The sequence below is a fragment of the Rhodococcus sp. P4_B6 genome (assembly GCF_056402215.1).
In genome coordinates this window covers 65,519-76,219 of sequence record NZ_JBFUHV010000033.1, presented here as the reverse complement: position 1 = coordinate 76,219, position 10,701 = coordinate 65,519, and the positions used below count along the sequence as shown (strand labels likewise).

Here is a 10,701-nt window from a genome sequence, read left to right as displayed (position 1 = left end):
GTGCAGCGTCGTTCCGGCGTCCACCAGTTCGGCTCCCGTGGTGATCACGGCGATGCGCGGGCGCGGGCGCACGGGGACGCGCTGCAAGCCGACGGCGGCGAGGACGGCGATGTGCCGGGCGGCGAGCACACTGCCCGCGGGCAGCAGGAGCATGCCCTCCCGGACGTCGCTGCCGCGCTCGCGCACGAACTCACCGGCGGTGCGCGAGCGTTCGATGCGGACCTGTCCGTCCGCGGCCTCGGTGTCCTCGACCGGGACGATCGCGTCGGCGCCTTCGGGGATCGGCGCACCGGTCATGATCCGGTAGGCGGTCCCGGGAGTGTGGACGGTGGTGCCTGCCGGTCCCGCGGCGATCACGCCCCGGACCGGCAGCACCGCCGGGATGGACGTGACGGAGGCGGCGTCGACCGCGTATCCGTCCATCTGCGAATTCCGGAACAACGGCAGGTCGACGGGGGAGCGGACGTCGGCGGCCAGGGCGCGCCCGAGTGCCTCGCCCAGCGGGATCTCCTCGGGCGGGCGCCCGTGCAACGGCGCGAGGAGTTCGGCGACGTGCTGGGCGTGCTGCTCCACAGAGCGTGCGGTCACGATATTCCTCCGGCCATGATCACCAATCCTAGGCACCTCCCGGCGGAGTGACGCGCACCGCATCGGACAACGCTCACCCCCGCGCGGCATACTGGACAGATGCAGCGAAAGGCGACTCGATGACGACGGTGGAGATGGGGATCCCGACCGTCCGGTCGTCGGTCTCGCTCGACGGCAGACCGGACGTCGACCAGCTGGTCGACCGGTTCGGCCGCGTCGCGCGGGATCTGCGGGTGTCGATCACCGAGAAGTGTTCGCTGCGCTGCACGTACTGCATGCCCGAGGAGGGCCTGCCCGCCATTCCGGCGCAGAATCTCCTCACCGCAGACGAGATCGTCAGGCTCGTCGACATCGCCGTCCACCGGCTCGGTGTCCGCGAGGTCCGGTTCACCGGCGGCGAACCGCTGATGCGGGTGGATCTCGAGCGGATGATCGCCGGATGCGCCGAGCGGGTGCCGGGGATTCCGCTCGCGATGACCACCAACGCGGTCGGTCTCGAGCACCGCGCGGCCGGGCTCGCCCGCGCCGGGCTGACACGGGTCAACGTCTCCCTCGATTCGGTCGATCGTGAGCACTTCGCGAGACTGACCAGGCGCGACCGTCTGCCGTCGGTGATGGCCGGTATCCGCGCCGCCGCCCGAGCCGGACTGGCGCCGATGAAGATCAATGCGGTGCTGATGCCCGAAACGCTCAGCGGAGCGGCCGATCTCCTGGAATGGTGCCTGCACGAGGGCGTCACGCTGCGGTTCATCGAGGAGATGCCGCTCGACGCCGATCACGAGTGGGCACGCGACAACATGGTCACCGCCGACCGGTTGCTGGCCGTCCTCGGCGAGCGGTTCACGCTCACCGAACACGGGAGGGAAGACCCGTCGGCGCCCGCCGAGGAGTGGCTCGTCGACGGCGGACCGGGCACGGTCGGAATCATCGCGTCCGTAACCCGGTCGTTCTGCTCCGACTGCGACCGCACCCGCCTCACCGCCGAGGGAACGGTACGTTCGTGCCTGTTCAGCGACCAGGAGGTCGATCTGCGGTCGGCGCTGCGGTCGGGTGCGGGCGACGAAGACCTGGCGCAGTTGTGGCGCGGCGCGATGTGGAACAAGTGGGCAGGCCACGGGATCAACGCGGCGGGCTTCGCCCCGCCGCAACGCAGCATGGGAGCAATCGGTGGTTGATGTGACAGGCATTTCGGTTCGGTACTTCGCGGCCGCCGCCGACGCGGCGGGCTGCACGAAGGAGACCCTCGACCTCCCGGCCACCGCGGATCTCGGCCAGGTGAAGGACCTTCTCCTCGCCAAGTACGGTCCCGACATGCAGCAGGTGCTCTCGGTCTCCGCCTTCCTGGTGGACTCCGAGTTGACCCGCGATCTGACGCGCACCGCCGGCGCCCAGGTGGACGTGTTGCCACCGTTCGCCGGCGGCTAGTCCGCTGTCCGCCGGGCCGTTCAGTGGATGGACTCGGCCAGCCACCGGTCGAAGGTGATCGTTCCGAACCGGTTGTCGGGCACCAGGTTCGATCCGTTTCGCAGGAACTGCCCCAGCGCGCCGGGAAGCGGCACGTTCACGACGAACCCGTGCGTCCCGGTGGCCTTCTTCCACGCCGTCGTCAGATCGCGGGCGGTGCGCACCTCCGGGCCGCCGATGGTGATCGTCCCCTTCGGCGCGTCGGCGGCCAGGGCGGCGTCGACCAGGGCGGTCGCCACGTCCCTCGTGTCGATGGTCTGAAAGCTCGTCTTCGAGAACGCCGGGATCAGCCCCGCCCGGCTCGCCGGCTTCGCGATCATGGGAATGAAGTCGTGGAACTGGGTTGCCCGCACGATCGCCGTCTCCATCGCGGCACTCTCGTAGACCCGCTCCTGGGTGCGCTTCGCCTGGTAATAGGCGAGTTCGGCCTGGTCGACGTTGACGATGGAGAGGAGGACGGCGCGTCCGACGCCCGCGCCGTCCGCGGTGGCGAGCAGGTTCTCGGCGCCCTTCTCCAGCACCGCCCGGGTGCCCTTGGTCTTGCCGTCGGTGGTGTCCACCACGACGTCGACACCGTCGAGCGCCTCGTCGAGGCCGTCGCCGGTGACGAGATCGCCGTGGAAATGCGCGATCTCGCTACCGGGCGCCCCGCCGTGCCGGGTCAGGACCCGGACGGAATGACCGCGGGCGAGGAACTCCTTGACCACCTGCCGGCCTGCAGTGCCGGTACCGCCCGCGACCAGCGCCTGGACCACCGGGTCACCGCCACCACGTGTCGAGCGGGGTCACCGGGACCGTGCGCTTGTGCCGGGTGCTGCGGAACATCGCCTCGAGCTTCTCGGCCACGGCGTCCGGGACGTCCTTGCCCTCGAGGTAGTCGTCGATCTGCGCGTACGTCAGGCCCAGCGCCTCCTCGTCGGGAAGCGCGGGACGGTCGTCCTCGAGGTCGGCGGTGGGAACCTTCTTCCACGTGCTCTCGGGTGCGCCGAGTTCGCGGAGCAGCGCGGCACCCTGACGCTTGGACAACCCCGTCAGGGGAGTGACGTCCACGCCGCCGTCGCCGAACTTGGTGAAGAAACCGGTGATCGCCTCGGCGGCATGGTCGGTGCCGACGACGAGATACCCGAGCTGACCGGCGATCGAATACTGGATCACCATGCGCTCGCGGGCCTTGATGTTGCCGCGGACGAAGTCGCGGAGTTCGCCGCCGTCGCCGATGATGTCGCGCAGGGCATCGGAGGACTCCTTCGCGGTCGCGTCCGCGCCGGGCTTGACGTTGACGACCACCGACCGGTCGGGCTTGATGAAGTCGAGGGAGATCTGCGCGTCGGATTCGTCGGCCTGCGTGCCGTAGGGCAGCCGCACGGCCACGAACTCGGCGTCGTGGCCCTCCTCGCGCAGTTCGCTCGCCGCGAGCTGGGCGAGGCGCCCGGTGAGGGTGCTGTCCTGACCGCCGCTGATACCCAGGACGAAACCCTTGGCCGGGGTCGACAGCAGGTAGTCCTTCAGGAACTGAACACGTTTGCGGATCTCGCCGGCCGCGTCGATGGTGGGCCGGGCACCGAGTTCCTCGAGGATCTGCGCACGTAGATTCGCCATGACAGAACTCTAGCGAGTGCCCCTGACGGGCGCAGGGTACGGTTCCGCGCATGAGTAGATCGGACGTTCTGGTGGTCAGCGCGACCAAGGCGGAGGCGGTGCACGTCCCGTCCGAGTTCGAGGTCCTGATCACCGGGATCGGCAAGGTGAGCGCCGCCGTGGCCGTGGCGTCCGCGCTCGCCGACTACCCGCGAACCGGCAAACCGCTCGTCGTCAACATCGGCACCGCGGGGGCGCTCCACGAGCATCACAGCGGGCTGTTCACGCCGTCGACCGTCCTGAATCACGACATCAGCGGCGACGCCATCCGGGCGCTCGGGCACGACGTGGGCGATCTTTTGGCCCTGCCCGACGGCGACGGGTCCGTGCTCGCGACCGGAGATCTGTTCGTGTCCGACGCCGGCGTGCGCGACGAACTCGCCCGCAGAGCCGACCTCGTCGACATGGAGGGTTTCGCCGTCGCGTATGCCAGCGCCCGCGCCGGCGCCCGGTGCCGGCTCGTCAAGCACGTCAGCGACACGGCGGACGACTCGGCACTGGACTGGCCCGCCCGGATCGATGCGAGCGCCCGCGAACTCGGGCGCTGGCTCACCGCTCTCTAGCTCGCGCGTAGTTCCAGCCCGGTGCCGTCCGCGTTGACCACGCGCATCGAATCCGAATGGACGCTGTATCCCGTCTCCCCGGTCAGTGCCGCGAGGACGGCGCGCTCCACCTCCGTCTCGTCCGGCGGACACGCCATTCGGGTGGTGGCCCACGACCCGAACGTGATCGAACTCTGCTGCACGTCCGCGGTCCCGGTCATTCGGTTGCAGCCGGTGAAACCGGACGCCGAACCGTCGGCTGCGATCAGCAACTGCGGTGCGGTCCGCTCCAGCGCCGCTGTCGTGGTGACGGCGTCCGGGCTGATCAGCGCGGTCACCGTCCACGTGGTCCCGACGACGGGCCGGTCCGGCCGGGCGACCTTCTCGTCCGTGAGCGTCACCGAAGCGGTGGGCGTGGTGAGGGTGAGCGTGTCGCCGCCGAGGGTCCAGTTCGGTTGCGCGTCCAGCAGGGCCGCCACCCAGGGGTCGGCGCCTGCCGCCTCGCCGGGGCACGCCATCAGCGTCATGGCGAGCGGTCCCGTCACGATCTTCCCGTCGGACAGGTCGACGTCGGCGCTGCCCTGATTGCATCCGGCGTCGACGGACAGCCGCCCGGGGTCGGTGAACCCGAGCACGAGCGGCCCACCGCCGGGAATGGGGTCGCCCTCGACGGAGGTGGAGACGAACGTGCGGCCGGTCGGGTCGGGGGCCTTGGGCTGCGCATCCCCGCCGCAGGCGGTGAGCGAGGCGAACGTCAGGAGGCCGAGAACGGCGGCGGTGGTGCGCATTCCCCGAGGTTAGACAAAATGTCCGGATCCGGGATCAACATCGGGTGACGCGCCGGATCAGGTCCTCCCAGGCGTCGCCGAGCCGTTCGACGGACATCCCGAGGTCGCGCAGTTCGTGCAGTACGAGTGTGGCCTCCAGGGGGGCGAGCAGCGAACAGGCGAGCAGTTCGTGATCGCCTTGCACGCCGGCCGCGCGGAGGAGGGAGACGACATGGCGCACGGACACCGCCCGCGCGGGAGCGGCGAAACGGAACTCGAGAGAGTTCTCGGCCGCGCGCTGGACCTCGCCCTGCACTTCGACGATCGCGATGCGGGCGTGCCCGAAGGCGATCAGCCGGTCGATCGGGTCGGCGCCAGGCCCGAGGGGCGGCGGACCGAACATGAAGGACTGCTGGAGTTCTCGTTCGGTGTGGTCGAGGAGTGCGTGCATGAGTCCCGACCGGCTGCCGAACCGGCGGAACACTGTGCCCTTGCCCACACCGGCCTTGCAGGCGACGGCGTCCATCGTGACGGCGTCGACACCACGCTGGGCGACCAGCAGCGCGGCCGCATCGAGCAGAAGACGCCGGTTACGTGCGGCGTCTCCGCGTTCCGGGGGATCGACCCCGATCTGGGGCAGGAGGGGGCTGGTCACACTCCGCATCCTACCGCGACGGGAACATAAGTGGACCGCGGTCCGTTTAGTTGCTATACATGTTCACGAGTCGCCCTACGCACCATCGAAGGATTATTGACATGTCACAGACCAACGTTCTCGTTCTCGTCGGCAGCCTCCGCGCCGCCTCGGTCAACCGTCAGCTCGCCGAGACCGCGGTCGCCGTGGCACCCGAGGGTGCCGAGGTGATCGTGTTCGACGGACTCGGTGAGGTCCCCTTCTACAACGAGGACATCGACGTCGCCGGTTCCATCCCCGCCGTCGAGGCGCTGCGCGACGCCGCAGGCCGCGCCGACGCCCTCCTGCTGCTCACGCCCGAGTACAACGGCACCATCCCGGCCGTCCTCAAGAACGCCATCGACTGGATCTCCCGGCCGTACGGCACCGGCGCCGTCAAGGACAAGCCCGTCGCCGTCATCAGCGCCTCGCCCAGCGGCAACGGCGCGCAGTGGGCGCACGAGGACACCCGCAAGGCCGTCCGCATCGCAGGCGGCAAGGTCCTCGAAGACGTCACCCTCGCCATCGGCGGCACCATCGACAAGTTCGGTGACCGGCACCCGCGCGAGAACGCCGAGGTCGCGCAGCAGGTCGCGGGCGTCGTCGCCAGCCTGGTCGACGCCACGAAGGAACTCGTCGACGCCTGACGATCCGTACGCGGAACGCCGTCGTCGTTACAGCCCGGTCCGATCCAGGGCTGCGTCGACGGCGTCCCGCACCGCGTCGAAGTCTTCACCGGCCGCCAGGGCATAGTCCCTGGCGGCTTCTATCTGTTCGCGCACCGTCTCGTACCGCGCGACCCACTCCTCTTTGTTGTCGCGCCAATAGCCGATGACGTCGTAGCGGTCCGCGGGCCAGCCCAGGTCGTGGCGCAACCAGCGTCGCACCATCCGCGACACCTTCGCCTCGCCCGCGAACCACACGTATCCCGGCGAATCCGGAAGCGGCCGGTCGCGGGCCGCTTCGGCCAGCAGGCTGTCCCCGGCGCCGTTGCCGCTTCCGTCCAGCCATGTCACGGTCAGCGCGGCGTCTGTCGTGAACTGCTGCCGGTCCGCCGGGGTGGTGACCTCCGCGATCACGTGCACCCGCGCCGAACCGGGTAGTTCCTCCAGGATCCGTCCGACGGCGGGCAGTGCCGTCATGTCGGCGACGAGAAGCTGCCATTCGGCGTCGGCGGGCGGCGCGTACCACCCCGAGGCGGTGGAGAACCCGAGCATCTCGCCGGGGCGCGCGCTCGCGGCCCAGTGCGCCGCGGTCCCACCCGCATGGACGGCGAAGTCGATGTCCATCTCCAAGGCGTCCCGGTCCCAGCGGCGCACGGTGTAACTGCGCTTCTCCGCGCCGTCCGGCGGGAACGCGAGGAGCAGGCGCTCGTCGGGCGTCCCGCTGGATTCGAATCGACTCAGATCGCCGCCCGCGAGGGTGATCCGCTGCATGTTCGGCGTCACGCGCCTCGTGCGCGCTACGGGCGCCGACCAGACGAGGTCGTCCAGGGGGTCGTCGGACATTCGCTCACGGTACCGGGAGGGGGAGTCGGGGCCTGCAGTTACCGGCCGGCAAGCGTGGGAGCGGTGGCCGGGTACGACGCCCGGTGCGCCCGGCCGCGGCAGGAGGGAGAGGGGGTGTGGGGTGCGGCGGGGGCCGGGTCCCGGAAGGACCGGCATCGTGCGGCGGAAGTGGTGTCCGGCCGGTCCGGACGGCGCTGTGCGGGAGCCCGCGCCGCCGATGCGGGCGTGTCCTCGGAGGTGACGTAAGCTCCCGAAGCCTCCAGTGCACGAGCGCGATGCGAGGGGTGTTCCGCGTCACGCCGAAAATGTGATGTGCGACACGCCGGAGCGAGCACGAAATTTATGGTCCGCGGGATGACGACCAGGGAATTTCATCAATGTGACTCACAACATCTCGGGTTAAGTGTTTCTGTCGGCCACTAGGTGTAGTGTCTTGAGCACTGAGAGACCACAACGAGAACCGACTCGGTGAGCATCTCCATCGGGGGTCACCGCCATCTCGATCCGGGGAAGTCTCAGTGCGCTGAACACACACTTCGTCAGCTCCATTCGGCAGTGGAAAGAGGGACTTCATGAGCATCACCGTCTACACCAAGCCCGCTTGCGTTCAGTGCAATGCCACCTACCGGGCCCTCGACAAGGCGGGTATCGAATACTCCGTCGTCGACATCACCGAAGACCCCGAAGCCCGGGACTACGTCATGGCACTGGGATACCTGCAGGCGCCTGTGATCGTGGCCGGTGACGAGCACTGGTCGGGCTTCCGCCCCGACCGCATCAAGACCCTCTCGGCAAACGCTGCTTGAAGCGAAGCGATCGCACCGCCCGAGGCGGAGAACGAACCGATTCCCGGGCGGCAGTAAACGGTAGTACTAGTCCAGATGGTGGAAACCGATGACATCGCTGGTGTACTTCTCCAGCGCCTCGGAGAACACGCACCGATTCGTCCAGCGGCTCGGGCTGCCTGCGACGCGCATACCCATTCATGACCGCGAGGGCACCTTCGAGGTGCACGAACCCTATGTGCTGATCCTCCCGACCTACGGCGGGGGGACGACGGCCATGGGCCGCGACACCAGCTACGTCCCGAAGCCGGTCATCCGATTTCTCAACAACACGCACAACAGGTCGCTGATCCGAGCAGTGATCGCGGCGGGAAACACCAATTTCGGTGAATCCTATTGCTTTGCAGGAAACATCATTTCTCAGAAATGCCACGTTCCCTACCTCTACCGCTTCGAACTCATGGGCACAGCCGAGGACGTCGAGCGGGTCAGGGCCGGTCTGGGTGAATTCTGGGATCACTTAGACGAGGAGCACGAGAAGTGGCGCCGACCATCACAGACACCATCGACGCGGGGAGCGTAGAGCGCGACGCGCGCGGTGGAGACTCGACGAACGGTCTCGATTACCACGCACTCAACGCGATGCTCAACCTGTACGGGCCCAACGGCGAGATCCAGTTCGACAAGGACGTCGCGGCGGCCCGGCAGTACTTCCTGCAGCACGTCAATCAGAACACCGTCTTCTTCCACAACCTGGACGAGAAGCTCGACTACCTCGTGGAGGAGAACTACTACGAGCCCGAGGTCCTCGACCAGTACTCGCGCGCGTTCGTGAAGTCGCTGATCGAGCACGCCTACTCGAAGAAGTTCCGCTTCCCGACGTTCCTGGGCGCGTTCAAGTACTACACCTCGTACACGCTGAAGACGTTCGACGGCAAGCGTTACCTGGAGCGGTTCGAGGACCGTGTCTGCATGGTCGCGCTCACGCTCGCCGCAGGCGACGAGGACCTGGCGACCAAGCTCGTCGACGAGATCATCGCCGGCCGGTTCCAGCCCGCCACCCCCACGTTCCTCAACTCCGGCAAGAAGCAGCGCGGCGAGCCCGTGTCCTGCTTCCTGCTGCGCATCGAGGACAACATGGAGTCGATCGGCCGCTCCATCAACTCGGCCCTGCAGCTGTCCAAGCGCGGCGGCGGAGTTGCGTTGCTGCTCAGCAACGTTCGTGAGCACGGTGCCCCGATCAAGAAGATCGAGAACCAGAGCTCCGGCGTGATCCCGATCATGAAGCTGCTCGAGGACTCCTTCTCGTACGCCAACCAGCTCGGTGCGCGTCAGGGCGCGGGCGCGGTGTACCTGCACGCGCACCACCCGGACATCTACCGCTTCCTCGACACCAAGCGCGAGAACGCGGACGAGAAGATCCGCATCAAGACGCTGTCGCTGGGCGTCGTGATCCCCGACATCACGTTCGAGCTGGCGAAGAAGAACGAGGACATGTACCTCTTCTCGCCGTACGACGTCGAGCGCATCTACGGTGTGCCGTTCGCGGACGTCAACGTCACCGAGAAGTACTACGAGATGGTCGACGACAAGCGGATCCGCAAGTCGAAGATCAAGGCACGCGAGTTCTTCCAGACCATCGCCGAGCTGCAGTTCGAGTCGGGCTACCCGTACATCATGTTCGAGGACACGGTGAACCGGGCCAACCCCATCGAGGGCAAGATCACCCACTCCAACCTGTGCTCGGAGATCCTGCAGGTCTCGACGCCGTCGCTGTTCAACGACGACCTCTCGTACAGCGAGGTCGGCAAGGACATCTCCTGCAACCTCGGGTCGCTGAACATCGCGAAGGCCATGGACTCGCCGGACTTCGCACGCACCATCGAGGTGTCGATCCGCGCTCTCACTGCGGTGTCCGACCAGACGCACATCTACTCGGTGCCGTCGATCGAGCAGGGCAACAACGACTCTCACGCCATCGGCCTCGGCCAGATGAACCTGCACGGGTACCTGGCGCGGGAGCGGATCTTCTACGGCTCCGAAGAGGGTGTCGATTTCACGAACATCTACTTCTACACCGTCGTGTTCCACGCGGTGCAGGCGTCCAACCGGATCGCAATCGAGCGGGGCACCCATTTCAAGGGCTTCCCGCAGTCCACGTACGCGTCGGGCGAGTACTTCGACAAGTACACCGACCAGGTGTGGGAACCGAAGACGGAGCGGGTGCGGCAGCTGTTCGCCGAGTCCGGTGTGCACATCCCGACGCAGGACGACTGGCGGGAGCTGAAGGCGTCCGTGCAGAAGCACGGCATCTACAACCAGAACCTGCAGGCCGTCCCGCCGACCGGGTCGATCTCGTACATCAACTACTCCACCAGTTCCATCCACCCGGTGGCGTCGAAGATCGAGATCCGCAAGGAAGGCAAGATCGGCCGCGTCTACTACCCGGCGCCGTACCTGACCAACGACAACCTGGAGTACTACCAGGATGCCTACGAGATCGGGTACGAGAAGATCGTCGACACCTACGCCGCCGCGACGCAGCACGTCGACCAGGGGCTGTCGCTGACGCTGTTCTTCAAGGACACCGCCACCACCCGCGACATCAACAAGGCGCAGATCTACGCGTGGCGCAAGGGCATCAAGACGCTGTACTACATCCGGCTGCGTCAGATGGCTCTGGAGGGTACCGAGGTGGAAAACTGCGTCTCCTGCATGCTGTAGGCGGCTCCGCCG

The 10,701-nt window shown here is 67.5% G+C and carries 13 protein-coding genes; 7 read left to right on the top strand and 6 right to left on the bottom strand.

Annotated features, from left to right (window positions below; all coding sequences use genetic code 11):
- Window positions 1-588 (bottom strand): molybdopterin molybdotransferase MoeA (locus tag AC1DWT_RS18415; RefSeq protein ID WP_477921649.1); only part of this gene is annotated, 588 nt, incomplete at its 3' end.
- Between the two features lie 119 nt (window positions 589-707).
- On the opposite strand from AC1DWT_RS18415, the gene moaA reads away from it, so the two are divergent.
- Together moaA and AC1DWT_RS18405 are read left to right on the top strand one after the other, a co-directional pair.
- Entirely contained in the window at window positions 708-1,763 is a 1,056-nt protein-coding gene (gene moaA / locus AC1DWT_RS18410; RefSeq protein ID WP_095860812.1) for a GTP 3',8-cyclase MoaA, read from the top strand.
- Window positions 1,756-2,013: a MoaD/ThiS family protein gene (locus AC1DWT_RS18405; protein WP_015890181.1), complete on the top strand. Its 258-nt coding sequence runs from the start codon at window positions 1,756-1,758 to the stop codon at window positions 2,011-2,013. The genes moaA and AC1DWT_RS18405 overlap by 8 nt, the downstream gene beginning before the upstream one ends.
- 20 nt (window positions 2,014-2,033) lie before the next feature.
- On the opposite strand, the gene AC1DWT_RS18400 is transcribed toward AC1DWT_RS18405, so the two are convergent.
- Together AC1DWT_RS18400 and nadE are read right to left on the bottom strand one after the other, a co-directional pair.
- The gene (locus AC1DWT_RS18400) at window positions 2,034-2,807 is read right to left on the bottom strand and encodes an SDR family oxidoreductase (protein WP_095860811.1); all 774 of its coding nucleotides are present in this window, start codon (window positions 2,805-2,807) and stop codon (window positions 2,034-2,036) included.
- A gap of 4 nt (window positions 2,808-2,811) precedes the next feature.
- Window positions 2,812-3,651: an ammonia-dependent NAD(+) synthetase gene (gene nadE, locus AC1DWT_RS18395; protein WP_072937706.1), complete on the bottom strand. Its 840-nt coding sequence runs from the start codon at window positions 3,649-3,651 to the stop codon at window positions 2,812-2,814.
- A 50-nt stretch (window positions 3,652-3,701) separates the two neighbouring features.
- Between nadE and AC1DWT_RS18390 the strand changes: the two genes are divergently transcribed.
- The gene (locus AC1DWT_RS18390; protein ID WP_072937707.1) at window positions 3,702-4,253 is read left to right on the top strand and encodes a nucleosidase; all 552 of its coding nucleotides are present in this window, start codon (window positions 3,702-3,704) and stop codon (window positions 4,251-4,253) included.
- Here AC1DWT_RS18390 and AC1DWT_RS18385 read toward each other — a convergent pair.
- Window positions 4,250-5,020, bottom strand: a complete 771-nt coding sequence (locus tag AC1DWT_RS18385) for an META domain-containing protein (protein ID WP_477921645.1) — start codon at window positions 5,018-5,020, stop codon at window positions 4,250-4,252. The genes AC1DWT_RS18390 and AC1DWT_RS18385 overlap by 4 nt on opposite strands.
- 34 nt (window positions 5,021-5,054) lie before the next feature.
- The gene (locus tag AC1DWT_RS18380) at window positions 5,055-5,654 is read right to left on the bottom strand and encodes a TetR/AcrR family transcriptional regulator (protein ID WP_095860810.1); all 600 of its coding nucleotides are present in this window, start codon (window positions 5,652-5,654) and stop codon (window positions 5,055-5,057) included.
- 101 nt (window positions 5,655-5,755) lie between these two features.
- Between AC1DWT_RS18380 and AC1DWT_RS18375 the strand changes: the two genes are divergently transcribed.
- A complete protein-coding gene (locus AC1DWT_RS18375) occupies window positions 5,756-6,319 on the top strand; it encodes an NAD(P)H-dependent oxidoreductase (RefSeq protein WP_072937710.1) in 564 nt (187 codons plus the stop codon).
- Between the two features lie 27 nt (window positions 6,320-6,346).
- On the opposite strand, the gene AC1DWT_RS18370 is transcribed toward AC1DWT_RS18375, so the two are convergent.
- On the bottom strand, window positions 6,347-7,180 hold the full coding sequence (locus AC1DWT_RS18370; protein ID WP_477921643.1) for a siderophore-interacting protein: 834 nt from the start codon (window positions 7,178-7,180) through the stop codon (window positions 6,347-6,349).
- A 572-nt stretch (window positions 7,181-7,752) separates the two neighbouring features.
- On the opposite strand from AC1DWT_RS18370, the gene AC1DWT_RS18365 reads away from it, so the two are divergent.
- The 3 genes from AC1DWT_RS18365 to nrdE all read left to right on the top strand — a co-directional run bounded on the left by AC1DWT_RS18365 (window position 7,753) and on the right by nrdE (window position 10,689).
- Window positions 7,753-7,986, top strand: coding sequence for a redoxin NrdH (locus AC1DWT_RS18365; protein WP_005240286.1), 234 nt, complete (start codon window positions 7,753-7,755; stop codon window positions 7,984-7,986).
- Window positions 7,987-8,074: 88 nt separating this feature from the next.
- Window positions 8,075-8,548: a class Ib ribonucleoside-diphosphate reductase assembly flavoprotein NrdI gene (nrdI, locus tag AC1DWT_RS18360; protein WP_378677191.1), complete on the top strand. Its 474-nt coding sequence runs from the start codon at window positions 8,075-8,077 to the stop codon at window positions 8,546-8,548.
- Window positions 8,506-10,689 carry a class 1b ribonucleoside-diphosphate reductase subunit alpha gene (gene nrdE, locus AC1DWT_RS18355; protein WP_378677194.1) on the top strand — a complete coding sequence of 728 codons (2,184 nt, stop codon included), beginning with the start codon at window positions 8,506-8,508 and terminating at the stop codon, window positions 10,687-10,689. Before nrdI ends, nrdE begins: the two co-directional genes overlap by 43 nt.
- Window positions 10,690-10,701 lie beyond the last annotated feature (12 nt).

Bases quoted from the DNA above. Each gene is read 5' to 3' on its own strand.
- AC1DWT_RS18385 (WP_477921645.1), bottom strand. From the start codon at position 5,020: ATGCGCACCACCGCCGCCGTTCTCGGCCTCCTGACGTTCGCCTCGCTC.
- moaA (WP_095860812.1), top strand. From the start codon at position 708: ATGACGACGGTGGAGATGGGGATCCCGACCGTCCGGTCGTCGGTCTCG.
- AC1DWT_RS18390 (WP_072937707.1), top strand. From the start codon at position 3,702: ATGAGTAGATCGGACGTTCTGGTGGTCAGCGCGACCAAGGCGGAGGCG.
- nadE (WP_072937706.1), bottom strand. From the start codon at position 3,651: ATGGCGAATCTACGTGCGCAGATCCTCGAGGAACTCGGTGCCCGGCCC.
- AC1DWT_RS18370 (WP_477921643.1), bottom strand. From the start codon at position 7,180: ATGTCCGACGACCCCCTGGACGACCTCGTCTGGTCGGCGCCCGTAGCG.
- AC1DWT_RS18375 (WP_072937710.1), top strand. From the start codon at position 5,756: ATGTCACAGACCAACGTTCTCGTTCTCGTCGGCAGCCTCCGCGCCGCC.
- AC1DWT_RS18365 (WP_005240286.1), top strand. From the start codon at position 7,753: ATGAGCATCACCGTCTACACCAAGCCCGCTTGCGTTCAGTGCAATGCC.
- nrdI (WP_378677191.1), top strand. From the start codon at position 8,075: ATGACATCGCTGGTGTACTTCTCCAGCGCCTCGGAGAACACGCACCGA.